Raw genomic sequence first — 25,343 nt, forward strand, 5'->3', positions numbered from 1 at the left:
AATCTACGCCGTGCCTGGCTGACGAATCGTTTCGACATCGAAGACGCCCTCACTCTCACGCCTGCGCGCCACGCCATATCCGGCATTGCTGACGGACCACTTCATGCAACGAATGATGCGCGCTGTAGACGCGCCGCAGCCACGTCGCATCGCTCAGGCCATCGGTCACGGTGCGCCTGATCTGCTCGAGCCCCTCCTCTCCTCCGAGCGCCTGCGCGTGCGGCGCGATCGCATCCAGCGTAGCGAGAATGTCGTCGCGTATCAGAACGCTTTGCCCGGTCTCCGGATTCACGCAGGTTCCTTCCAGCCCGAAGCGGCAGGCCATGAACCGGTTCGTCCGATACACCTCGTAATCGCGCTCACTGAGACTCAGCGGCTCGTCGACGAGCACGTATCGCGCAAGCGCCTGAATATAAGCCGCGATGGCGGCGGCCCATTCGACGCGCAGCGGCGTATCCATCACGCGCACTTCGATGGTCCCGTAGCCCGGGCTCGGACGGATGTCCCAGTAGAAATCCTTGAGGCTGTTCACGAGGCCCGTCTTCGTCATGCGATCGAAGTACTGCTCGAATTCCGACCACTTCGTGACGAACGGCGCCTGTCCCGCCAACGGGAACGGCGCGACGGAATTCAGGCGTGCGCACTGGAACCGCGTGTCGCTTCCCTGCACGAAGGGCGATGACGCAGCCAGCGCGATGAAGTGCGGGACGTAGCGCGACAGCGAATGCAACAGCACGAGCGCGGAGTCGGCATCGGCGCAGCCCACGTGCACGTGCTGGCCGAAAATCGTGAACTGCTGATAAAGCGCGCCGTACAGGCCCATCAGATATTCGGAACGCGCGCGCCCGTCGGAACGCTGGTCGTACCAGTTCTGGAAGAAGTTGGTCCCGCCGCCGCACACGCCGACGTTCAGAAAGTCCGCTGCGCGAACCAGCGTGTCGCGAAGCCCAAGCAGTTCGCTTCGCGCCTGCTCGAAGTTGCTGCACACACCGGTCGACACCTCGATCATCCCTTCCGTAGTTTCGGGATTGATCGCGCCCGCGAAGGTCTCCGCGCGCACGCGGTTCAGCAGTTCCGTCGTCGCCTTCGTCAGGTTGTAGTCATGCGTGTTCACAAGCTGAACTTCGAGTTCGACGCCGATCGTGAACGATTCCGAGGAGGCGAATGGCTGCAGCATGTCTTGTCCTGTTGAACGGGGACGGAGGCAGTACGCGGTGCATTGATTCTAGGCGTCTCCTTTCAGTTTGCTAAGGCCGATGTCGCGAACGCACAGGAAGGCCAACCCCAAAGCGGGCAGTGCGACGCAAGGCGGCTGTACGATAACGTCACTGTCCATCCGGAAAAGCACGCTCATGCCCCAGCGCCTGCCCCCGCTCAACGCCCTGCGCCTCTTCGAAGCGGCGGCGCGGCACAAGAGTTTCAAGCTCGCCGCCGCCGAACTGAACCTGACGCCGGGCGCGGTGAGTCATGGCATCGGCGCGCTGGAAAACATGCTCGGCGTCGAACTGTTCGTGCGGGAGACGCGGGGACTTTCGCTGAGTGCGGCGGGCGAGCTGTACTTGCCGTATATCGCGGAGGCGTTCGGGCTGATCGCGATCGGCACGCAATCGCTGCCCGACAGGCGCAAGCGCCGCTCGATCTCCGTCACCTGCGCGCCGACGCTCGCCGCGCGCTGGCTCGTCCCGCGTCTCGCCGACTTTCGCACGCGCTGGCCGAACATCGACGTGAGCGTCGATACGTCACGCCGCCAGGCCGGCTTTCCCGTCGATGGCTTCGATTTCGGCCTGCGCCTGAGTCGCGGCCCGGTGGACGGCGCATCGTGGCTGCGTCTCTTCGGCGAGAGGCTCGTGCCGGTGTGCAGCCCGGCTTATCGCGCGATGCTGGGCAACGATACCGGCGCGCCCGATCTCGCGCACGCGACCCTCATCCACGTCGATACCGCGAGCCAGGACTGGCAGGCGTGGATCGACGGCGCGGGCGTCGACGGCCTCGACACGCAAGGCGGGCTGCGCTTCGACACCGTGCAACTCGCCTTCGATGCCGCCGCCGCCGGTCTCGGCGTCGCCATCGGCAGGCGGCCGCTCGTCGACCGCGAGCTTGCGGACGGCACGCTCGTCGAAGCCCTCGCGACGACGGTCGAAACGCAAACCGCCTACTGGCTGTGCGAGACGCCGCAGGCCAGCGAGCGCGCCGAACGCGCGGCGTTCCGAAGCTGGCTGATCGAGCAGGCGGCGGAGTTCGCCGGGCGTGTCTGAAGCGAATGCGCGGACGGTTGAACGCCGCTCATCCGTCCGCGAAAACTTTTCGTTTGTCAGCGCGTGCCCGGGCCTGCGACGATTGCCGCAAGGAGGAACGCGATCATGCCGTCCCTGACGCAGGCAACACACACGAACCGCACGAACCGCGCGGCGACCTGGGCGCTCATCGGCGCGGCCGCGCTGATCCTGAGCGCCGCGATGGGCGTGCGCCAGACCTTCGGGCTATTCATCGGGCCGTTCTCGTTCGATCGCGGTTTGCCCGTCACGCTGATCGCGTTCGCCATCGCGCTGCACAACCTCGTGTGGGGCTTCGCGCAGCCGTTCGCGGGCGCCGCCGCCGATCGCTACGGCGCCGCGCCGGTCGTCGCCACGGGCGCCGCGACGTTCGCCGCCGGGCTCGCGCTCGCCGCCGCATCGACATCGGGATGGATGCTCGTGCTCGGACTCGGACTGCTCGTGGGCATCGGCATCAGCTGCACGAGCTTCGGCGTGGTGCTCGCCACGGTGGGACGCGCCGCGTCGCCGCAAACGCGCAGCGTCGCAATGGGCCTCGCCAGTGCGGGCGGCTCGCTCGGTCAGGTGCTGATGGTGCCGTTCGCGCAGGAAATCCGCGTGCACGCCGGCGTTCCGGCATCGCTCTATGCGCTCGCCTTTGCGATTCTCCTGGCCGCGCCGCTCGGCATCGTGCTGGACCGCGCGAGCCGGCGCCGAAGTGCTTCGGTTGCGGCATCGCCCGGCATGGAGGAGCTTGCGATGCCGCTGCGCGATACGCTCGCCTACGCGTCACGTCATCGCGGCTATCGGCTGCTGACGCTGGGCTTCTTCACCTGCGGCTTCCAGCTTGCGTTCATCGCGACGCATCTGCCGGGTTATCTGCTGCTGTGCCATATGCCGGTCGGCCTCGGCGCGACGGCGCTCGCGCTGATCGGCCTCTTCAACATGATCGGCAGCTGGGGATGCGGCTGGCTCGGCGGACGCTTGCGGCAGCATCATGTGCTCGCGTGGCTCTACCTGATACGCGGCGGCGCGATCGCGCTGTTCGTCCTGTTGCCGACGACGAGCGTCTCGGTCGTCGTCTTCGCCGCCGTCATGGGTTTGACGTGGCTCGGCACCGTGCCGCTCACCAACGGCCTGATCGCGAAAGTGTTCGGCACGCGGCATCTCGGCACGCTGTTCGGCGTCGTGTTCCTGAGCCATCAGCTTGGCTCGTTCCTCGGTGCGTGGCTCGGCGGCTATGTGTTCGACGCCACCGGCTCGTACTCGCTCATCTGGGGCGCGACGGCGATCGCGGGGCTCGTCGCGGCGCTGCTGCACTTTCCTATCGACGACAGAGCCGTCACCATCGACTTGCCGCAGCGCGAAGCGGCGCGTGCGTGACCGGCGTTTCAAGGCGTCTGCAACTGCCAGCGCAGAATCGGATGGGTGCCGCCCGCCGGAATGACCCATGTCCCGTTCGGGCCGAAGTCCCATTGCGGTCCGAAGCTCTGCGCCGTGCTCATTTGCGCGGTCGTGAGACCGGTGGCGCCTTCCGCGCCGCTGCCGTTCACGCCGATGGTCTTGCCGGTCGTCTGCACGTCCCAGAAGTCATTCGACAACGAACCGCCGTTCACGCCGATGAACCCGCCAATCGGATTCGGGCCGAACGGCGTGGCAGGGCCGGTCGCGAAAGACTGGTTCACGGTTCCGGCGTTATCGCCGGCGAGCCCGCCGCTGACGCCGAGAATGGTGAAGGTCGAACCGGTCGCGTAAGACTGTGCGATGGTCCCGGTGTTGCGCGCGACGAGCCCGCCGACCGCATCCGCGTGCGATCCGCCGGTGACCGCGCCGGTGGCGTACGACTGAGTGATGACGCCGGAGTTGGTGCCGGCGAGTCCGCCCATCGTCTCCAGCCCCAACACGCTGGCCGTGCTCGACGACCGCTCGATGGTCCCGCCGTTCACCGCGACGAGGCCGCCACCGGTCAGCGACGTGATGCCCTGGCCGTTATAGACGGCGCCTGCCGTGTGCACGCCGGCCACGTATCCGTTGTTTTGTCCCGCTAGCAAGCCGATGTTCGCGCCCGCATACGTCGCGGCGGTTCCGTCCACGTTCAGATTGCGCACGATGCCGCCGGCCGCGATCGTGCCGAACAATCCGGCATAACTTCCGGCGGGCGGATCGATGAGCCTGAAGCCGGAGATCGTGTGGCCCATGCCGTCGAACTGTCCGCTGAAGGCGGTTTGCGAGCCCACGCCGATGCCCGCGTAGGGCGTCGTCAGCGCGATGTCCCTGCCAAGCGCATAGAGGCCGCCGGGATCGGCGGATATCGCATCGAGATCGGCGCGCGTGTTGACGAGGCGATACGCCGTGAGCTGCGTCGCGAGACCGCTGTACGGTGCGGCGGTCCACTGTGCGTTCGTGGTGATCGTGCCGGGCGTGTACGCACTGTTCATGTCCCGCAGTATCGACACGATGCCCACGCTGCGCGACCAGTCGATGACGCCTCCATTCACCACGCCGCCGCCGTTGCCGACGCCGCTCCCGTCCGCGCGCAAGGTGAGATTGCCTGCGCCGTTGTTCGCGACGGTCGCAGCCGGCGCGATCGTGACCGCGTGGAATGCGTTGAGCGCAAGCGATGCGTCGCCATTCCAGCGCACGCTCGCGTTCACGTCGATGTCGCCGGCCTTGCCGCCTTTACCGGTGGTATCGACGGCCACCGACGTTCCGTGCGACAGCGCGTTCGCGAGCGCGCCGGCCGCGCCGCCATCGGCCATGAAGGCCGGCGTGGTGAGATTCCACTTCGCGGCGCCGATCGATGCGTTATCGACGTGCAGCGTCGCACCGTTCATGTCGACCGTGCCGCCGCTGCCGTCTGCATTAGCCGCGCCGATGCGGCCGTGCGCGTGTACCGCGCCGCGCTCCGCGACGAGCCAAACGTGGCCATCGCGCGTCGCGGTGCCAGTTGCGCGCAGTTCGCCGGGGCGACCGGCGAGCGCGAAGACATTGCCATCGGCGGCTTGCAGGCTGATCTGCGCGGCGTCGATTGCGCCGGAGGCATCGACGGTGCCGCGGCTTCCGGCTTGCACGAACACTTGCTGACCGCTCGCTGCGTCATGCAGCAACACATGGCTACCGACCGCGAGTTCCGCGGTGCCCCGCGTCGCGTTGTTTTCGCCGCGATTGAAGACCGCCGTGCGCGCGATCAGGAACACGTCGCCACCGCTCGAACCGATCTTGCCGAGGTTCGCCACGACGCCGTCGCCGGTTCCGGTAAGCGTCAGGTCGCCGCCGGCCATGAACGCGCTGTTCGACGCATCGAGCGAAGTTGCGACGAAGCGCCCGCCGGTCGTCACCACGCCCGTGCGCCCGATCACCACGCCTTGCGGATTGATCAGGTAAAGGCTGCCGGTCGCGCTGAGTTTTCCGTCGATGATCGAGCGATCCAGCCCGGTGACGCGATTGAGCGTCGCGCCCGAGCCATTGTTGATATCGACTGTATTGCCTTTGCCGATAGAAAAGCTGCGCCAGTCGATCACGCCGCGCGATGTCGTCTGCGTGATGCTGACGGATTTGGCTTGCGTACTGATGGAACCTTGTCCCGCCACGAACTGGCCGCACTGGGGCAATGGCGGCGCCGCGCCCGCGTTCGACGCGAACATCACGGCAAGCGCGATGGAAGTCAGCGAGAAAGCGAGCGGCGAAGCGATGCGATCGCGCGGCAAACAGGCGCGACGCGCTCGCCCGGTTACCCATGACATGACGCACCTCCGTCTGAGGCCATCGATTCGCGGACGAACGTCCCGCAGTGCGTTCAAGCATAGTTCATAAACGCTTAGGTCGCGAGCGAAGTCATTTGACAAAGTGCATGTGCACAAATACACTGCCGAAGATGAACTCACCGGCCTTTCAGGACGATTGCAATGGCTTACGGCACGTCAGCGCGCCAGCCTGCACCAATCCGCAGACCGGTCTTTTTTTACTCTCATCAGTGCATGTGCACAATAGCCAATGTCGACATCTCCTTCGGTTGCCTCGCCCGACGTCGCGGGCATAGCGAGACCCGCCCGGCGCGTCCCGTGGATGCTGCTCGCGTTGATTTGCGTCGCCATCGTCGTCGCGGCGGCCGTGTCGTACTGGCTGCTCGTCGGGCGCTATGTCGAATCGACGGATGACGCTTATGTCGGCGGCGACGTGACGGTGCTTGCGCCGAAAGTGAACGGCTTCGTCTCCGACGTGCTCGTACAGGACAACCAGTTCGTGCGCGCGGGCCAGGTGTTGATCCGTCTCGATGCACGCGACTACGATGCCCGCCTCGCGCAGGCAAGCGCCGAAGTGCAGCGCGCGCAGGCCGCCGTCACCGAACTCGAAGCGAGGAAGTCGCTGCAGATCGCGACGATCAGCGCGCAGTCGGCCGAAGTGCGGGCATCGGCCGCGGAGTTGACGCGCAGCGCTTCGGACTCCGCACGATACCGACAGCTCGTCAAGGACGATGCCGTGTCGAATCAGGTGGTCGAACGCGCCGATGCCGATCTCGCCAAGGCACGCGCGGCCGTCGACCGCAACAACGCGGCGCTGACCGCCGCGCAACGCCAGTTGAGCGTGCTCGATGCGCAAATCGACGATGCGCGCGCACGTATCGCCACCGCTGAAGCGACGCGGCGCGTGGCCGCGCTGAACGTCGAATACACGACGATCCGCGCGCCGATCGACGGCTATGTCGGCAACCGCAGCGCGCGTGTCGGGGCGCTGGCGAATGTCGGCGTGTCGCTCCTGACGGTGGTGCCGTCGAGCGGCCTGTGGATCGATGCGAACTTCAAGGAAGACCAGTTGAAGAAGATGAGAGCGGGCGACAAGGTCGATGTCGATCTCGACGCATCGAGCCGCCGTATCGAAGGCGTGGTCGAGAGTCTTGCACCGGCGACGGGCGCGACTTTCAGCGTGCTGCCCGCCGAGAATGCGACGGGCAACTTTACGAAGATCGTGCAGCGCGTGCCGGTGCGCGTGCGGCTGTCCGTTCCGAAGGACATGCAGGGCGTGCTGCGTCCCGGCCTTTCGGCGACGGTAAAAGTGCATCTGCGCACGGACAGCGCATCATGAGCCGCGCAACGCACGCGCCCCACTCGCCGATGAATCCCGCCGATCTGCCGATGCGGACCAGGGTCTTCGCCTTCTCGCTGCTGTGCCTCGGCTTCTTCATGGCGACGCTCGATATCCAGATCGTGGCTTCGTCGCTTAAGGATATCGGCGGAGGGTTGTCGGCGAGTCAGGACGAATTGTCGTGGGTGCAGACTTCGTATCTGATTGCAGAGATTCTCGTGATACCGATGTCGGGCTGGCTCACGCGCGTGTTTTCGACACGCTGGGTCTTCACGTTCTCCGCATTCGGCTTCACGCTGACCAGCATGTTGTGCGGTCTCGCGTGGGACATCAACTCGATGATCATCTTTCGCGGCCTGCAAGGCGCGCTCGGCGCCGCGATGATCCCGACCGTGTTCACGACGGCCTTCATGCTCTTTCCCGGCAAGCAACGTCTGATCGCCGCGACGACGATCGGTGCGCTCGCCTCACTCGCGCCGACCATCGGCCCTGTAATTGGCGGCTGGATCACGTCGCAATGGTCGTGGCACTGGCTGTTCTATCTGAACCTCGTGCCCGGCGCGGTGGTGACCATACTCGTGCCGCGCTTCGTCGATGTCGATGTCGCCGACCATTCGTTGCTGCGCAAGGGCGATTACGTGGGCATCGTATTGATGTCGGGCTTTCTCGGTTGCCTCGAATACGTGCTGGAAGAAGGGCCGCGCAAGAACTGGTTCGGCGATGACGTGATTCTCTTCTGCACGTGGATATCCGCTATCTGCGGCTTTCTCTTTCTCGTGCATGCGTTCACGGCGAAAGAACCGATCGTCGATCTGAAGGCGCTCGCCATTCGCAATTTCGGCATTGGCAGTCTGCTGTCGTTCATCACGGGCATCGGTCTTTTCTGCACGGTATTCCTCACGCCCGTGTTTCTTTCGCGCGTGCGCGGCTTCGACTCGCTTCAGATTGGTATCGCGTTGCTCTCGGTCGGCTGTTTCCAGCTCGTTGCACTCAGCGCATATTCCCTTCTTGCACGCTTCGTCGATATGCGCCTTTTGATGGTGTTCGGTCTCGTTTGCTTCGGTGTCGGCTGTTATCTGTATGTGCCGCTGACGAATGAATGGGGATGGCGTGAACTGCTGCTTCCGCAGGCGCTTCGCGGTATCGGACAACAATTCTGCGTGCCGCCCATCGTCACGATGGCGCTCGGCTCCTTGCCGCCTTCGCGGCTCAAATCGGCGAGCGGCCTCTTCAACCTGATGCGCAATCTCGGCGGCGCGATCGGCATCGCCGTTGCAAGCACGATGCTCAACGATCGTCTGAACCTGCATTATCAGCGGCTCGATGAGCACGTGACTGCGGGCCGTCCGGTCATCGAGGCGCTGTTGCGCGATCGGGCCGCCCATTTCGCAGCGGCCGGCGGCGACGTGCTCGATGGCGCTGCTGCAAGCCTCGCCGCACTGCATGCGCTTCTGATGCGCGAGGCGCTCGTGCTGACGTTCTCGGACACCTTCCTCGCGGTATCGCTTTGCTTTGCGGTCGGGCTTGTCAGCGTGTTCTTTTCGCGCCCGTTCGGCAACACGGCACCGCCGCCGGATGCGCATTGATAGTTAGTCACCCTTATTACTCGAAGGTGCAGCATGAAAGCCATCGCTCCAAAACTGCTTGCCGTCGCGGCCGCGATGACGCTCGCTGCCTGCGCGGTGCCGCCCGCATCGCATCAGGACTTGCCCGAAGTGGCCAGGACCATCGCGCCCGATGCGTGGAGCGTCGATGCTCCCGTCGACAGCATTGATGCAAACGCGTGGTGGTCGCAATTCGGCGACCCGGTGATGCATCGGCTGATCGGCACCGTGCTCGACGGCAATCTCGACATCAAAGCCGCCGTCGAGCGCGTGCGGCAGGCGCAAGACATCGTGAAGCAGCAGAATGCCGCGCTCGCGCCGCAACTCGACGCCAACGCAGGCGCATCATACGCACGGCAGAACACCCCGCCGCCGCTCGGCTATGTCAAGCAGGCGGGCGTCGGCCTGACGGCGTCGTGGCAGCCGGATGTGTTCGGCGGTGAACGCCTCGCCGTGCTGGCGGCGCAAGCGCAAGCCACCGGGCGCCGGTCCGCGCTCGATGAATTGCGGCTCGCGATGGCGGCGAATGCGGCGAGCGCCTATATCGACTTGCGATGGGCGCAGGCGCAGCTTCAGATCATCAGCGACAACGGGCAGATACGCAGCCGCGCGCTCAGGCTGACCCAGCAGCGTCTGCGTTATGGACTGTCGACGCAACTCGATGTCGCCCGCGCGCAGAACCAGTTACAGGACTTGCAGGCGCAGATCCCGCCGATTCGCGCCGCCATTCAGCACGACATGAGTCTGATCGCCGTCTACGCGGGACGCACGCCGGAAAGCGTCGATGGTCTGACGCTCGGCGAAGCGCGTCCGATCCCCGTTCCGGCGCAGAGCGTGCCGCACACGCTGCCATCGGAAGCGCTGCTGCGCCGCCCGGACGTGCGCAGCGCGTATGCAACAGTCGAGCAGCGCGCGGCGGAAGTGGGCGTCGCGAGAGCCGAGCGTTATCCGAAGTTTCGACTGAGCCTGAGCGACGGCATTCTGGCATCGTCGTATCTCGGCCTGCCGACGCTGACGGATAACCTCTTCAGCGCCGCATTGAACGCGACGAGCCCGATCTTCAACGCGGGCCGCATCGCCGCGGACATCGACCGGAACGAAAGCCGGATGCGTGAATCGCAGCTTGGCCTCCAGCAGACGATGCTCGACGCGCTGAAGGACATCGAGGACACGCGCAGCGATCTGGTAAATGGCGACGAGCGAGTCGTCAGGCTCGGCGGCGCACTCGATGCATCGAACCGGGCGCTGCGCCTGTCGAACGAACTGTACAAGGGCGGGGCATCGAGTTTTCTCGACGTGCTCGCGGCGCAAGAAGCGTATCTGCGCGACGCCGACGCATTGAACGATGCCAAACGCCACCATGCGCAGGCGGCCGTCGCGCTTTACCGCTCGCTCGGCGGCGGCTGGGACGCGCCGGACGAGCGTGGCCCGGTGAGCGGGCAGGTGGCCGCAAATTGAAGTGCTTCGTGTGAACTCGGCGTGCAGCGCACTGCATGCGAAAAAAGCTGATCGTCTGACGGCGCGTCGTATGCGCACTGCACATGACGCAGCCACAGGCATCATCGTTTGCATGCAGCGTGCTGCGCACCGAGATGCTATCCGCCCTCACCCTCCCGCGGCAGTCACACGCCAGACCGCATTACCCGCGTCATCCGCGATGATGAGCGCCCCGTCCCGATCCTGCGCGAGTCCGACGGGCGCGCCGCGCAGTTCCTTCTCGTCAGCCGAGACAAAGCCGGTAACGACCGGCTTCGGCGCGCCCACGGGCTTGCCGTTTTCAAACGCGACATACGCGACCGCATACCCTGAAAGCGGCGAACGGTCCCAACTGCCGTGCTCGCCGATGAACGCGCCGCCACGATATTGCGCCGGCAGATTGCCACCGGTATAGAACAGCAGGCCGAGCGGCGCGACGTGCGAACCGATCGCATAATCCGGCTTCAGCGCCTTCGCGACGAGATCGGGCCGCTGCTGGTGCACGCGCTCGTCGAGATGTTGCCCGTAGTAGCTGTAGGGCCAGCCGTAGAAACCGTGTTCCTGAACCGATGTCAGATAGTCCGGCACCAGATCCGCGCCGATCTCGTCTCGCTCGTTCGCGACCGTCCACAATGCGCCTGTGTTCGGCTCCCACTGCAGGCCAGTGGGATTACGAATGCCCGACGCGTACACGCGGCTCGCGCCGGTCGCGATGTCGACTTCCAGCACTGCCGCGCGCCGGTACTCCACCTCGAGACCGTTCTCGCCGACATTGCTGTTCGAACCGACGCCCACGTAGAGCTTCTTGCCATCGCGGCTCGCGAGCAGCGCCTTCGTCCAGTGATGGTTGATCGTGCTCGGCAGATCGGCGAGTTCGACGCCCGGCTGCGCGATGCTTGTCGCGCCGGCCTGGTACGGAAACGCGAGGATCGCATCCGTATCGGCGACGTAGAGCGTATCGCCGATAAGCTGCATGCCGAACGGCGAATGCAGATGCTCGATGTACACATGCTTCTCCCACGCGCCGCCGCTGCCTTTTCGCAAAAGCGTGATGCGGTTGCCGCCCTTCGCCTCTTTACCCGAGCGGCTCTGCACCATGCCCGCGACGAGCTGCTTCGGCGTCGTCACCGGTTCTTCCTGCGGGCTGCTCGATTCCGCGACGAGGATATCGCCGTTCGGCAACGCGAGCACCTGTCGTGGATGTTCGAGGCCCGAAGCAATGTTCTCGATCTTCAGGCCGTCCGCGACCTTCGGCGCTTCGCCGCTCTTCCAGCCGACATGCTTCGGCACCTGCATCGGCGGCGTGAAGAAATTGCGCGGTCCGGGCAGCGGCGGATTCGCGCCGGCCTGATGCTGCGAATCATAAGCGGCGTGCTCGTTGCATCCGGCAACGCACAGCGCAACGGCCATCGACAGCACGCCGGTCAACGTAGGCTTATTCACGGACGGCCTCCGGCAAGTTGAACCGGTTGAACCGGTCGAGTGCGAGCGCGATCTGCGCGACGCTCAGCAGCGCCACCGTCACGATGGAAAGAATCGTCGCGAGCTGGACCATCGCATAGGCGTCGCGCGAATGGACGAACGCATTGACGATCGCCGCGATGATGCCGGCGAAGTTCAGCCAGAAGTCGGTGCGTTCGAGGCCCGTGACCGTGCCGCGCGGGGCGAACCAAACATGGCCGAGGTTGATGAAACGCGGAACGATCGCGAAGAGCACGCCCACGGTGACGAGCCAGGCCGCCGCCTTCGCCCAGAAAATCACGGCGGTGCTCGCGTAGATGATGTCGAAGATGAGCGTGCCGACGAAGAGGCCATACGGGACTGGATTGAGCCAGTCGAAGAGCGCCGTGGCCAGTCGCGATCGGTATCGCGGACGGAGCGAAGTCATGGACGAATCCCTTGGTGGTTGAAGGAAACGGCCATGCGGAAGCTGCAGGAGTCGTGCCTGATGAGCGTCGTCGTCCTTATGCGATGCATCGCTTACAGCGGGCTTTTCGCTGTCCGACACAAGGCCGACAAAAATCGGTGGTGCTTAAGGTGCGAGATGGGCCATCGCGCGCTTGGACGCAAAAACGCCGTCGTGTCTGGACGAAACGACGGCGTCGATGCGACGAGCCAGGCGAGCTTACTTCGCCGCTGCGCCCGCTGCGGCCCAGTTCGGCGCGGTCGTCGTGTCATCGCGCCTCGCCAGCAGACAGACGACGCCTGCCGCGATGATGTCGAACACGGCGAGCACGACGAACAGCGGGCTATAGCCGATCCGCGTCACGAGCACGCCGAAGAGCGCGGTGAACGCCGCCGCACCGAGATAACCGGCCATGCCGCCCATGCCCGTCGCCGTCGCGACTTCGTTCTTGCCGAACATATCCGACGTGATGGCATACAGCGCACCGGACAAGGTCTGGTGAGCGAAGCCGCCGACGCACAGCAGCGCAACCGCTGCATAGGGACTCGCGACGAGCCCGACGCACGCCGGTCCGACCATGCACAAGGCGCCGACCACGAACACCATCTTGCGCGACGTGAAGAGCGATACCTTCGCGTACTTATGGAAGATCGGGCTCAGATAACCGCCGAGCACGCAGCCGATATCGGCGGCGAGGAACGGCATCCATGCATAGAGCGCGACTTCCTTCAGGTTCATGTGCCGCTCGGTCATCATGTAGAGCGGAATCCATGCATTGAAGGTTTGCCACGCCGGCTCCGACAGAATACGCGGGATGCCGATCGCCCAGAAGTCGCGGCTGCGCAGCATGGCGAAGCGGCTTCGCTTCGCACCGGCCGCGTCGCCATGAATGGCTTCCTGGCCGCTCAGGATGTAGTCGCGCTCGGCATCGCCCAGCATCTTCTGCTTGCGCGGATGCTGATAAAGCACCATCCACAGCACGGACCATACGATGCCCGCCACACCCACCAGCACGAACGCCAGTTGCCACTCGCCGTGCATCAGCGCCCACACGACCAGCGGCGGCGCGAGCAGCGCACCGATGGACGAGCCGATGTTGAACCAGCCGATCGCGACCGACCGCTCCTTCGCGGGAAACCACTCGCTCGTCGCCTTGACGCCGGCCGGGATGCCCGCCGCCTCGGCCACGCCCAGCAGCCCGCGGAAGAACGCGAGGCTGCGCCAGCCCGTCGACAAGGCCGCCGCCGCACACGCAAGCGACCACGCAACCGCGAAGACCACGAAGCCGACCTTGGTCCCGATGGTATCGAGGATGAAGCCCGCCACCGGCTGCATGAACGCATAGCAAAGCTGCCATGCGACCACGACGTGAGCGTACTGCTCCGTCGTGACGTTCAGGTCCTTCATGAGACTCGGCGCCGCGACCGACAGCGTGTTGCGAGCCAGATAGTTGATGATGAGGCCGGCAGCGACGAGGCTGACCATCCACCAGCGAATGCCCTTGATTTTCATGTGAAGTCTCCTCCTGAGCCCGGATGCGGTCAGGCTTGCGCAACCGTCGAAGCGGGCTGACCGCTAGCGGCTGCATCGTTACGCGAATAGTCGATGCCGACGAAGCTGCCGCCCTGAAAGCGCTGACCGAGCGCATCGAGCGGATTCGGACGGGCGAGAATCTCGTCGGCGTAGTCCTCGGCGTTTTGTAGAGGCCGATAGCCGAGGCGTGCAGCGCCGCTGTTGTCCCACCAGCTGCGCGTATTCGCGGACACGCCCCAGATGGTGAGGAAACCCACGTCGTCCGCTTCGATGCAGCGGTCGAGAAAGTGCAGCAGATCCCGATGACCGAACCACGTGCTCAGATGCCGCGGCTCGGTCGGCCGCTCGAGGCAACTGCCGATGCGCACGCAGACGCTCTCGATGCCGTGCTTGTCCCAGTACATGCGCGCGAGCGCTTCGCCCCACACCTTGCTCAGGCCGTAGAAGCCGTCCGGGCGCAGTTCGCAATCGAGATCGAGACGCTGGGTGACGGGATACATGCCGATCGCGTGATTCGAGCTTGCGAAGACGATGCGCTTCACGCCATGCCGGCGCGCGCCTTCGTACACTTCGACGAGCCCGCGCAGATTGTTCTCGATGATCTCCGGCAGCGGCCGTTCGACGCTCGTGCCGGCGAAGTGGATCAGCACATCGACGCCGTCCAGCAGCCGATCCACCACGGCGGGATCGCGAAGATCGCCGTGCATGACGTCCTCACCTTCGACGAGCGGCGTGAGCGCTTTCGAGCCGGCAGCCGAGCGCAGCGGAACGCCACGCGCGACGAACGCAGCACGGACAACAGCGCCGAGCTGCCCTCCGGCGCCGCTGAGAGCAATCTTTTTCATGGAAAACCTTTTCCTGGAAGATGACGATGACCGCGGACGATACGGCTGCGCGTTTGCAGTCAATATCTTGCCCAAGTCATACGATGACGTACTATCGCCGAGCGTGGATGCGAATTCACTAGGCAATTACCCGTAGAAGGGTATCGTTTAACTAGCCGCGCATCATGGAGAAACTCGATTCTCGGTGTGAGATGTCATATGACTTTCCGAGTCTTTTCGGAAGACTTTCACGACAGCGGCGAGGCAAGCGGTTCTATCGGGTTTGTTCATCCGGCGCTTTCGCGGAGATACGAACAACCCGGCGTGCTAGCGCACAATGGCGCGAATCGTCCCCCAAGTTCCTCGTGATGAACCTGCACCGCCTTGATCTCGTCTCCCTGTCGCTCTTTAATCTGGTCGTGCGCGCCGGCAGCATCAGCAAGGGTGCGGCGCTGGCCAATCTCGCTGTCGGTGCGGCAAGCAAGCGCATCTCCGACCTTGAGGGCGCCGTAGGTTCCAGCTTGCTGGAGCGCCATTCGCGGGGCGTGACGCTCAGCGTCGCCGGACAGGCGCTGTATGACCACGCGCAACGCATTCTTCACGATGTCGACCGCCTCGCCGCCGACCTGTCCGACTACGCATCCGGCATGGTGGGCATCGTTCGCCTGTGGGCCAATACATCGGCGATTACGCAGTTTTTGCCGTCCGAGATCGCCGCGTTCACCGAAGCGAATCCGGGCATACGCATCGAACTGGAAGAGCAGAACAGCAGGGAAATCGTGCTGGCGTTGCTTGATGGCCGCGCCGATCTCGGCATCTTCGCGGACCGCACGCCGGCGCTGGGCATCCATTTGACGGACTATCGCGTGGACCGTCTGGTGCTCGTGATGCCCCGGACACATCCGCTGGCCGCGCGGCGCTCGATTTGCTTCGAAGAAGCGCTCGAATACGATTTCGTGAGTCTTTCGAAGGGGACGTCGCTGGCCGAGCGCATGCAGGTGGAGGCCGAAGCGCTCGGGCGTCATCTGAAGCTGCGCATCCGGGTCCGCAGTTTCGACGCGATGTGCCAGATGGTTGCCGCCGGCATGGGCGTCGCCGTGCTGCCATCGCTTGCCGTGCATGCGCTCGTGCGATCGCTGAATCTGCGGCAAGTCGCATTGAAAGACGCGTGGACGGAACGCCGGCTGTTGATCGGCATGCGCGATCCGTCCGCCGTCCCGCGCCATGCCCGGCTTCTCGTCGATCATCTCCGCAACGCCGACGCCGGCCCGTCAGCGTCATCGCGCGGATAACCGGCAGACCTTCGAGCCTTCGCGATACGCGAAAGCTGGTTTCACCGCTTTGCGCTTTCCCATCGACGAGCGCGCCATCACCATGTCTCCATGCGCCACGAGAAGCGCACGATTCTTGATTGGCCGTCGGACCTCCATTGCGCGGTCCGGTGCAAACCGGAGACAAACGTGAACAAAGCCCTGTCCGCCAGCATCGACCTGGCGCCTCCTGACGAAGCCCGCACCATTCGCAAGGTCGCCTGGCGAATCATGCCGCTCATCATGGTGTGCTATCTCTTTGCGTTCTTCGACCGCATCAACATCAGCTTCGCCAAATTCGCGTTACAGAGCGATCTCTCACTGACCGACACCGCGTATGGCCTCGGCGCGGGCCTGTTCGTCGTCGGGTACGTGCTGTTCGAAGTCCCCAGCAACATGATGCTTTACACGGTCGGCGCGCGCCGCTGGATCTGCCGGATCATGATCTCGTGGGGCATCGCCACGGCGCTGATGGCGTTCGTGCAGACCGAGTGGCAGTTCTATACCTTGCGCTTTCTCATTGGCGCGATGGAAGCCGGCTTTGCGCCCGGCGTCCTGTTCTATCTGACGCTGTGGTTCCCGGTGGCGTATCGCGGGCGCATCACGTCGACGCTCTTCCTCGCCTCGGCTTTCGCGGGCATCCTCGGCGCGCCCGTTGCGGGGCTCGTGCTGTCGCAAATGGAAGGCGTGCTCGGCATGCGCGGCTGGCACTGGCTCTTTCTCGTGGGCGGCCTGCCCTGCATCGCGCTCGGCTATCTCGTGTTCAAGGTGCTGAAAGACCGTATCGAGGATGCGCAGTGGCTCACATCGGACGAGCAGGCGCTGCTTTCACAGCGTATCGCCGATCAGAACCGGCACATCGGCGGGCACTCGCTGCTCGGCGCGCTGAAGACGCCCGGCTTCCTCAAGCTCGGCCTCGTCTACTTCATGATTCAAGTCTGCTCCTACGGTCTCAACTTCTGGGCGCCGCACCTGATTCGTACATCGGGCATCACGCATCCGACGACGATTGGTCTTCTCACCGCCGTACCGTATATCTGCGGCGCAATCACGATGGTCGTGGTTGGCCGGCTGTCCGACGCGAGCGGACATCGCAGCCGCTTCGTCGCCGGTCTCATGCTGCTCGCCGCCGTGGGCTTCCTGTGCGCCGGCATCTTCGACAAGCACACGTCCTTTCTGATCGGCGCGCTGGCGGTCATGGGCGCGGGAATCATCGCGTCCATTCCGGCTTTCTGGGCGCTGCCGCCGAAGCTGATGACAGGCGCGGGCGCCGCGGGCGGCATCGCGCTCATCAATACGCTCGGTCAGTTGGGCGGCATCGTCAGTCCTGTGATGGTCGGCCGCATCAAGGACGTCACCGGCAGCACGACGCCGGCGCTTTATGCGATCGGCGCGCTTGCCATCGTCTGCGCGGCGATACTGCTCTTCGCGCTGCCCGCAAGACTTCGTGCGAGAGAAGAGCACGTATCCGCGAACTGACGCGCATCCGCCTCGCCTCAATACGGACTTCCAGGTAAATCCGATCTACGAATTACTCGACGCGCTGCCCGATGCAAACGCGTCACCAGAAGGAGCACGATAATGAACAACGGCATATCCGCCGCCGCGTTGCAAGGACTGCGCGTCGTCGAGATGGGGCAACTGATTGCAGGGCCGTTCGCCGGAAAGACGCTGGGTGAGTTCGGTGCGGACGTGATCAAGATCGAAGCGCCCGGTAGCGGCGATCCCTTGCGCAACTGGCGTCTGATCAGGGATGGCACATCGGTCTGGTGGCAGGTTCAATCGCGCAACAAGCGCTCGATTGCGCTCGATCTGCGCAGCGCCGAGGGCCAGGACATCGCCCGCAAGCTGATCGCCGAAGCCGATGTGCTCATCGAAAACTTCCGGCCCGGCACGCTGGAACGTTGGGGCATGGGATGGGAGGCGCTGTCACGCGTCAATCCCGGCCTCATCATGCTGCGCATCTCCGGTTACGGCCAGACCGGGCCGTATCGCGATCTGCCGGGCTTCGGCGCGATCGGTGAAGCGATGGGCGGGCTGCGCCATGTGACCGGCGAACCGGGGCGCGTGCCGGTGCGCTGCGGAATCTCGATCGGCGATACGCTCGCGGCGTTGCACGGCACCATCGGCATTCTCACTGCGCTTTATCATCGCAAGGTGAATGGCGGCGTCGGGCAAGTGATCGATGTCGCGTTGAACGAAGCCGTGTTCAACGTGATGGAAAGCCTCGTTCCGGAGTACAGCGCGTTCGGCGCGGTGCGTGAAGCCGCCGGGAGTGCGCTGCCGGGCATCGCGCCTTCGAATGCGTACCGATGCACGGACGGCTTCGTGCTGATCGCGGGAAACGGCGATAGCATCTTCAAGCGCCTGATGGAGACGATCGGACGCAACGATCTCGGCAATGCCCCTGACCTCGCTGACAACGCGGGACGCGTCGCGCGCGCCGGGGAACTCGATGGGGCAATCGGAGCATGGACGCTCACGCAATCCGTGCAGCAGGTGCTCGATGTTCTTGGCGCTGCGGGCGTGCCGGCGGGCAAGGTATATACCGCGAAGGATATCGTCGAGGACCCTCATTACCGGGCGCGCGACATGATCCTTTCGCAGACCACGCGCGACGGTTACGACGTCGAAGTGCCCGGCGTCGTGCCGAAGCTGATGGGCACGCCGGGCACGGTGCGCAGTTCGGCTCCCGGTCTCGGCGATGACACCGACGCGGTGTTGCAGGAACTCGGTTATTCGACGCAGGATATCGCCGCATTGCGCGGCAGAAAGGTGGTCGCATGACACTCTGGAACGGCGCCGGGCGGCGCATTTACATGCAGGAAGTCGGCACGCGGGACGGTTTGCAGGCGGAAACGGCATTCGTTCCGACGGAGGACAAGATCGCGCTGGTCGATGCGTTGTCGCGTTCCGGCTTGGCGAAGATCGAAGTGACGGCCTTCGTTTCGCCGAAAGCGATTCCCGCCCTCAGCGACGCGGATGCGGTGCTGCGCGGCATCGAGCGGCAGCCGGGCGTCGTGTACAGCGCGCTGGTGCCGAACGTGCGCGGGGCCGAACGTGCAATCGAAGCCGGCGCGGACGAGCTGAACCTCGTCATGTCGGCGAGCGAAACGCACAACCTCTCGAATCTGCGAATGACGCGCAGCCAGTCGTTCAATGCGCTTTCCGATGTCGCGGCGATCGCGCGTCAGGCCGGGGTATCGGTGAATATTTCGCTATCCTGCACATTTGGCTGTCCGATGGAAGGCGACGTCGCCGAGGACACGGTCATGGACTGGTGCAGCGCATTCGCCGGCGATCTGGGTGCGCGCGGCGTCACGCTATGCGACACCACCGGCATGGCTTATCCGACGCAAGTAGCAGCACTCGCGAAAGCATTCCGCGAGCGATGGCCCGGCACGGAACTGACGCTGCATTTCCATAACACGCGGGGCCTGGGCATGGCGAACGTGCTCGCCGCCATCGACGCAGGAGCGGATCGTTTCGATGCGTCGCTCGGCGGCATCGGCGGTTGTCCCTATGCACCGGGCGCGAGCGGCAACGTGTGCACCGAGGAAATCGTCCACGGCCTCGAACTCATGGGCTACGACACGGGCGTCGACCTTGGCGGACTCATCGATGCTTCGCGGCGTTTGCCGGCGCTCATTGGCCACGATATCCCGAGCCAGATCGTCAAGGCGGGCCGCCGTCTGGACCTGCATCGGCCACCGGCTGACTTCGACGCCATCCGGGAACGCGCGCATAGCCGATAGAGGACGTGACGCTAGGGCTTGACGAACCTGAGCGTCATGCGATCCGATTCCCCGATAGCCGCAAAGCGCGACCGGTCGGCTTCGCCACCCCTGTACGTGGGCGGCAGCGACCACACGCCATGCGGATAGTCTTTCGTATCCCTCGGATTCGCGTTGATTTCACTGCGCGCGCTCAGCACGAAGCCGGCTGCCTGAGCGTGCTCGATGACGAACGCCTCGGTCACGTAACCCGTCTCGATCATTTGCTGTTCGCTCGTCCCCGGCTGCGCGCGATGCTCTTCGACGCCGAGTTCGCCGCCATGCTTGAGCGCGCCGTAGAACGCACGCAGGTTCGCATCGATTTGTCCGTCCTTGATCCAGTTATGAATATTGCGGAACGTGAAGACGCGGTCGAATCGCTCGTTCGCGTCGAAGTCGATGAACCGGCCCGCATGCAATGTGCCGACGACCACCTTTCCATACACCGATGGATCGCTCGCGAGCTTGCGCCGATACGCGGCATCGGTGGCGCTTTCTTCAGCGGCGAGATCGGCGGACGTGCTCAGATATTGCGCCTCGTAGAGACGGCCTGAATCGCGCAGATAAGGCGCAAGAATATCCGTGTACCAGCCTCCGCCCGGCGCGATTTCCAGCACCGATTGCGTCGGAGCGAGACCGAAGAACTCCAGCGTTTCCTTTGGATGGCGATAGACGTCACGCGCACGCGCCTTGTCGCTGCGCTGCGATCCGCCGATGGCGGCATCGAGCGATGCGGCGCTCGCGCCTTGCGACTGCGCATCACGCGAGGACGAGGATGCACAGCCTGTCAGTGCGATTGCAGCGAAGGTAACGGCAATCGCGACTGCGCGCGCCCGGTCGAGGCAAGTAGCGTTCATGGCGTCGAAGGAAGTTCGGGATACGCGACACGATACGCGTTTATCGCGTGACGCGCTCTTCTCCTGCGAGCCGCGTCGCGGCTTACACCGGGTTCGCTGCGATGAAGTCCTTGAACACGGCGTACGCCGGATTCTTCGTGACGCCGTCGAGCTGCATGAGACCGTAGTCCTTGTCCATCACCGCATACATCATGATGGACTGGATGTTGTATTTGTCCTTGATCGATCGATACTGCCTAAGCGCCTTGCCTGTGTACGCCGCGGCGGACTGCGGCGTGTCGTTCGCACCCGACCAGCCCCATTCGGTCAGCCAGATCGGCACGTTGAACGAATCCTTCAGCACTTGAAGCACGTCGACGCACGCGTTGTTGCGCCCGCCGCACTGGATGTCGCCCGAACTCTTGTACCAGTGATAGCTCGTGAAGTCCCAGCGCAGCGACGCCGCGCCGCTCACGCCCTGCGTGGTGCCGTCGGGCGAAATGCCGTTCCACAGCATCTGCAGCGCGCGATAGGCCATTGGAATGCCGACGTTCACGCCGCACTGGATAGTCGGATCGATTGCGCGCACGCCGTCGATCATGCCGCGCAGCGCACCGCGAAACGACGGCCAGCACGCCGGGTCCCAGTCCGCCGTCGAACTGCCGTCACCGGCGATCTTCAGGTCCACATCCAGTTCGTTGCCGCACTCGATGTACTTGACCAGCCCCTTCAACGGGCGCGTGCAGCGCACCGCGAGGTCATAGCCGAGCGCGTAGGCATCGGCTTCGCTGCTGTGCGGGTCCCAGTGCGCGGACAGCGGATTGAACACCGGCAGGATCGACACGCCGCTGTTCGCAAACGGGCCCTTCAGCGCGTTGGCGAGCGTAGTCGCCATGCCGCCGTCGGCAATGTCGCAGCGATAGTTGGTGACGCCCAGGTCCTGCAGGATGGCGAGTTGCGCAGCCGCCGGCATCGTCTGGTAGATGCCGTTGCCCCACGCCATGTGACCGTTGATGCCGTAGAAGAGGCCGTCCGATGCGCCTGACGCTTGCGAGTTCGTATCGCTCTCATTGGCGTTCGAGGGCTGAGTCGCGTCGCCGGCGCTGTTGCTATCCGTCGCGTTCGATGCCGACGCTCCGCTCGCTGCCGACGCGCTCGATGTCGATGTCGACGTCGTCGAGTTGGCGGCGGCGCTCGACTTGCCGGCAGCTTGCGAATCGCTGCTGCCGCCTCCGCCGCCGCAGGCGGCCAGCACCGCGCTGCCCGCCGACGCGAGCATCATGGCGAGAAAGGTTCGGCGCTTCGGTGCATCGAGCGAAGCGGCGGGATGGGATAGTCGGTGTCGTGAGGCTTGGTTGGGGACTGGCATGGCCGCGAAAGGTGGCGTTGATGCTCACGTTTACGGCCATGCGGGCACGGGCTTGAATCGTCTCTTGTATGTGCGCTTGAAAACGCTGGATGCGAAGCTGGCATTTTTACCGGTGTGCCCTGACCCCTTCGCCTATTCATGGCGACGTTTCTGCGAAACCCGGTCGATCCCGACTTGCACATTCACGAGCCGTTCGATCTCGCCCGAACCGCGATATCAGCGTCTCGTGCCATAACAATTCGAAGCGCGCCACCCATTCGACACATGCGCGACACATGCGCGACACACGCGCAACAGACCGCCCTTGATCATCGTTAGTGCTGCTACACTGCCCTGCCACTAGAGCGCCAATAAGCGACAACAAACGGGGAATGTCACAGCCCAAGGGGGGCTTATGCGTCATTCATTCAATCGTCACCTGAGCGCTTTCGAAACCGGCAGCCGTGCCGGTTACACAAGCACGCGGGCGGCGCGCTTCACAATCCGCCCTCTTTCGATACTCATTGCCATGGCTTGCGGGTCGGTCGGATCGGCGGCCATCGCCGCGGCTCCACTGCCGCAAGGCGGCCAGTTCGTTGCCGGCGCGGGAAGCATCGCGCAGAGCGGCGGGAACATGACGATCACGCAATCGGGCGCGCGCGGGATCATCGACTGGAAGAGCTTTTCGATTGCCTCGGGCCGCACGGTGTCGATCAACAACGGCACCGGCGCGACGCTCAATCGCGTGACCGGTAACGACGTCTCTGCAATCTACGGAACGCTACAGGGAACCGGTACGGTCTACCTGATCAATCCGCATGGCGTGGTCATCGGACCGCGAGGCGTGGTGTCCACGGGCGGCCACTTCGTCGCCTCGACGCTCGACATCAGCAACGACGACTTCGCCTCCGGCTATCAGGCCACCTTCACGGGCAACTCCAATGCGAGCGTCGTCAATCTCGGCAGCATCAGTTCGACGGGCGGCAACGTGTATCTCATCTCCGCGAACATGGTGATGAACGGGGGACGCATCGACGCGCCCGAAGGATCGGCCAATCTCGTCACGGGACGCTCGGTGTCGCTGATCGATACCGGCTACGACCAGCAGATCGGCGTGGCGGTGGGCAGTCACGGCACGGTCGCGAACGCGGGCGAAGTGCAGGCGGCGGTCATCAACCTGCAGGCGGCGGACGGCAACATCTTCGCGCTCGCCGGCCGCTCGGCGGCATTGCGCGCAACCGGCACCGCGACGCGCGATGGCCACGTCTGGCTCGTCGCCGATACCGGCTCAGTCGATGCACGCGGCGCGCAGATCAGCGCACGCAATGCGGACGGCACGCCATCCGGCGTCGATGTCATCGGCAGGAACGTCGGAGTCGGCGGCGCGGACATCAGCGCCGGCTCGCTCAATATCACCACGGGCGAATTCACCGCCGATGCCGCGACGGCCAGCACCTTCACATCGAGTCTGAATCGCGGCACGTCCATCACCGTCAATGCCGACGGCACGGACGGCAGCGCGGGCGCAACCGGCAAGGGCGATATCGTCGTGCCAACGAATCTGCGCTGGAACGGCGCATCGTCGCTGACGCTCAACGCCGCGCACTCGGTGACGATCGCGCCCGGCGTCACCATCGCCAATGCGGGATCCGGCTCGCTCAAGCTGTATGCGGACGCGAACGCGTTCAACAACGGCGGCAGCGTGACGAACCTCGGCACGATCGACTGGTCGCGCAGCAACGGCGCCGTTTCCGTCCTGTTCGACATGAACGGCGTCAATACACCGGGGAACGTGCGCGTCAATCCATCGTGGAGCGCCGCGCCGTTCAGCGGGCTCGTCACGCAGTACACCGCTTATCGGCTCGTCAATTCCATCGCGGACCTGCGCGCGGTCAAGAACGATCTTTCCGGCACCTACGCGCTCGGCTCGAGCCTCGGACTCTTCGGCGCGACGGATCTCGGCGGCATCGGCACGGCGGCGACGCCGTTCACCGGACAGTTCGACGGCATGGGTCATCTGCCCGTGGGCCTCAATCTCGGCGCCGGCGAGACTGGCCTGTTCGGCGTGGTCGGCGCGAGCGGCATCCTGCGCAACTTCGTGCTCGCGGGGACCACGGCCACGGCTTCGGGCGCACCGGTCGGCATGCTCGTCGGCACGAACCGCGGCTATCTCGTGAACGTGGGTGCATCGGGCGTCGTCACGGCAACGGGCGATGCGTCGACGGTGGCGGGCGGACTCGTCGGCGAGAACTTCGGACGCATCGAGCAATCGTGGTCCGGCGGGAACATCAGCGGCGGCAGCGCTGTCGGCGGGCTCGTGGGCCGCAACGACGGTTATATCGCCAGGTCCTACGCGCTCGGGTCCGCGACGGCCAGCGGACAAGGCGCGCTCGGCGGGCTCGTCGGCATCAATAACGGCAGGATCGTGCAGTCGTATGCGCAGGAATCGCTGACGGGCAACGGGGCCGTTGGCGGCCTCGTGGGCGGCAATGCAGGCGGCATCTACGAGTCCTATGGCATGTCGACGCTCACCGTCGGCGCTGGCGCGCGGGCGGGCGGCATCGTGGGCGGAAACCGCGGCTTGATCGCTCCGAACGTGTTCTGGAACAAGGAGTCAGCGGGTGTGGCCTCGGCCGTCGGTCGCGGCGCGGGAACGCCGGCTTCGAGCGGACTTACCGACGCGCAAATGGGCGATCCGGCGAGCTTCGGTCCGACCTGGGACTTCAGCGCGACGGGCGCGTGGGCCATGCCGGTGGGATCGTTGTCGCCGTCGTTGCGGTGGCTCTACGGATCCTGACAATCCGCTAACTGCATCTGCATTTCCGATGCCCGGCCCGCCAGCGATGGCGGGCTTTTTTTCGCCTATGGCGGCTCGATACTAGCCCGATTCAATCCGGTCCAATCCAGATTCGATATTCGGCCGAACGTGAGTTTCACAAAGATTCTGTACCCGGTTCGCAAGATGGCGATGAAGCCGGATTATGCCTCGAGAAATATATGTATGAATGCGCCTAATCGATGTTTCTGAACGGCGATTTAACCATAATCAATCTAAGGTTAATCCTTCACCGTTCACACGTTCGATAAAACATTCATTTGTGCGACGAATATTACGGCAAGATAACGCGTAACTTATTCCGCTATTCGTATGAATACATTGTTCAAAAACGCCGGTTCTTAGCGACCTTCCGCACCAGATGCAAGACCAAATACGGCTTCTGTCCTTATTTGTATGCGCAGATGCGCAGGAATTGCCACGCAAACGTTCACTGTTACATACCGTTACGGGCTTTTTCATACGGTAAGAAATAACGAGCGGGTACCATTGCTTTCGTCCGGTCAGTAAAAAGCGACTGAGAAACGCGCCTGCTTTGTCTGTGGCGCACTGGTTGATCGCCT

The 25,343-nt window shown here is 64.3% G+C and carries 18 protein-coding genes; 10 read left to right on the plus strand and 8 right to left on the minus strand.

Features of this window, described 5'->3' with window-relative positions; translation table 11 throughout:
- Positions 1 to 55: 55 nt before the first annotated feature.
- Positions 56 to 1,177, minus strand: coding sequence for a YbdK family carboxylate-amine ligase (locus tag AB6804_RS05780; RefSeq protein WP_370885637.1), 1,122 nt, complete (start codon positions 1,175 to 1,177; stop codon positions 56 to 58).
- Positions 1,178 to 1,352: 175 nt separating this feature from the next.
- On the opposite strand from AB6804_RS05780, the gene AB6804_RS05785 reads away from it, so the two are divergent.
- Entirely contained in the window at positions 1,353 to 2,255 is a 903-nt protein-coding gene (locus tag AB6804_RS05785) for a LysR substrate-binding domain-containing protein (protein WP_370885638.1), read from the plus strand.
- Positions 2,256 to 2,360: 105 nt separating this feature from the next.
- Entirely contained in the window at positions 2,361 to 3,635 is a 1,275-nt protein-coding gene (locus AB6804_RS05790) for an MFS transporter (protein WP_244796864.1), read from the plus strand.
- A gap of 8 nt (positions 3,636 to 3,643) precedes the next feature.
- Here the strand turns inward: AB6804_RS05790 and AB6804_RS05795 are convergent, their stop codons facing one another.
- Positions 3,644 to 5,995 carry a filamentous hemagglutinin N-terminal domain-containing protein gene (locus AB6804_RS05795; protein WP_370885639.1) on the minus strand — a complete coding sequence of 784 codons (2,352 nt, stop codon included), beginning with the start codon at positions 5,993 to 5,995 and terminating at the stop codon, positions 3,644 to 3,646.
- A gap of 250 nt (positions 5,996 to 6,245) precedes the next feature.
- Between AB6804_RS05795 and AB6804_RS05800 the strand changes: the two genes are divergently transcribed.
- From AB6804_RS05800 to AB6804_RS05810, 3 genes are read left to right on the plus strand one after another with little or no spacing between them, the layout of a single operon-like run.
- A complete protein-coding gene (locus AB6804_RS05800) occupies positions 6,246 to 7,334 on the plus strand; it encodes an HlyD family secretion protein (RefSeq protein WP_370885640.1) in 1,089 nt (362 codons plus the stop codon).
- Positions 7,331 to 8,920 (plus strand): DHA2 family efflux MFS transporter permease subunit, encoded by a 1,590-nt coding sequence (locus AB6804_RS05805; protein WP_370885641.1) that lies wholly within the window; start codon positions 7,331 to 7,333, stop codon positions 8,918 to 8,920. The genes AB6804_RS05800 and AB6804_RS05805 overlap by 4 nt, the downstream gene beginning before the upstream one ends.
- 33 nt (positions 8,921 to 8,953) lie before the next feature.
- Positions 8,954 to 10,396, plus strand: a complete 1,443-nt coding sequence (locus AB6804_RS05810) for an efflux transporter outer membrane subunit (RefSeq protein ID WP_370885642.1) — start codon at positions 8,954 to 8,956, stop codon at positions 10,394 to 10,396.
- A 147-nt stretch (positions 10,397 to 10,543) separates the two neighbouring features.
- On the opposite strand, the gene AB6804_RS05815 is transcribed toward AB6804_RS05810, so the two are convergent.
- The 4 genes from AB6804_RS05815 to AB6804_RS05830 form a co-directional block, all read right to left on the minus strand.
- On the minus strand, positions 10,544 to 11,824 hold the full coding sequence (locus AB6804_RS05815; RefSeq protein WP_370885936.1) for a sorbosone dehydrogenase family protein: 1,281 nt from the start codon (positions 11,822 to 11,824) through the stop codon (positions 10,544 to 10,546).
- Positions 11,825 to 11,849: 25 nt separating this feature from the next.
- Positions 11,850 to 12,302, minus strand: a complete 453-nt coding sequence (locus AB6804_RS05820) for a DUF2231 domain-containing protein (protein WP_370885643.1) — start codon at positions 12,300 to 12,302, stop codon at positions 11,850 to 11,852.
- A gap of 237 nt (positions 12,303 to 12,539) precedes the next feature.
- Entirely contained in the window at positions 12,540 to 13,832 is a 1,293-nt protein-coding gene (locus AB6804_RS05825) for an MFS transporter (protein WP_035965090.1), read from the minus strand.
- Positions 13,833 to 13,861: 29 nt separating this feature from the next.
- Entirely contained in the window at positions 13,862 to 14,698 is an 837-nt protein-coding gene (locus AB6804_RS05830) for an NAD-dependent epimerase/dehydratase family protein (RefSeq protein WP_370885644.1), read from the minus strand.
- Between the two features lie 347 nt (positions 14,699 to 15,045).
- On the opposite strand from AB6804_RS05830, the gene AB6804_RS05835 reads away from it, so the two are divergent.
- From AB6804_RS05835 to AB6804_RS05850, 4 genes are all read left to right on the plus strand, one after another.
- A complete protein-coding gene (locus AB6804_RS05835; protein WP_370885937.1) occupies positions 15,046 to 15,969 on the plus strand; it encodes a LysR substrate-binding domain-containing protein in 924 nt (307 codons plus the stop codon).
- A gap of 168 nt (positions 15,970 to 16,137) precedes the next feature.
- Entirely contained in the window at positions 16,138 to 17,466 is a 1,329-nt protein-coding gene (locus AB6804_RS05840) for an MFS transporter (RefSeq protein WP_370885645.1), read from the plus strand.
- Between the two features lie 102 nt (positions 17,467 to 17,568).
- Complete coding sequence (locus AB6804_RS05845; protein WP_370885646.1) at positions 17,569 to 18,774, plus strand: CaiB/BaiF CoA transferase family protein; 1,206 nt, start codon at positions 17,569 to 17,571, stop codon at positions 18,772 to 18,774.
- Positions 18,771 to 19,742 (plus strand): hydroxymethylglutaryl-CoA lyase, encoded by a 972-nt coding sequence (locus AB6804_RS05850; protein ID WP_370885647.1) that lies wholly within the window; start codon positions 18,771 to 18,773, stop codon positions 19,740 to 19,742. The genes AB6804_RS05845 and AB6804_RS05850 overlap by 4 nt, the downstream gene beginning before the upstream one ends.
- A gap of 11 nt (positions 19,743 to 19,753) precedes the next feature.
- Here AB6804_RS05850 and AB6804_RS05855 read toward each other — a convergent pair whose 3' ends face one another.
- Complete coding sequence (locus tag AB6804_RS05855; RefSeq protein ID WP_370885648.1) at positions 19,754 to 20,617, minus strand: class I SAM-dependent methyltransferase; 864 nt, start codon at positions 20,615 to 20,617, stop codon at positions 19,754 to 19,756.
- An 82-nt stretch (positions 20,618 to 20,699) separates the two neighbouring features.
- Positions 20,700 to 21,878, minus strand: a complete 1,179-nt coding sequence (locus tag AB6804_RS05860; RefSeq protein WP_370885649.1) for a glycosyl hydrolase — start codon at positions 21,876 to 21,878, stop codon at positions 20,700 to 20,702.
- A gap of 595 nt (positions 21,879 to 22,473) precedes the next feature.
- On the opposite strand from AB6804_RS05860, the gene AB6804_RS05865 reads away from it, so the two are divergent.
- Complete coding sequence (locus tag AB6804_RS05865) at positions 22,474 to 24,741, plus strand: filamentous hemagglutinin N-terminal domain-containing protein (protein WP_370885650.1); 2,268 nt, start codon at positions 22,474 to 22,476, stop codon at positions 24,739 to 24,741.
- The last annotated feature ends 602 nt before the right edge of the window (positions 24,742 to 25,343 follow it).

The sequence above is a fragment of the Caballeronia sp. RCC_10 genome (assembly GCF_041360715.1).
In the GTDB taxonomy this organism is placed as follows: Bacteria; Pseudomonadota; Gammaproteobacteria; order Burkholderiales; family Burkholderiaceae; genus Caballeronia; species Caballeronia grimmiae.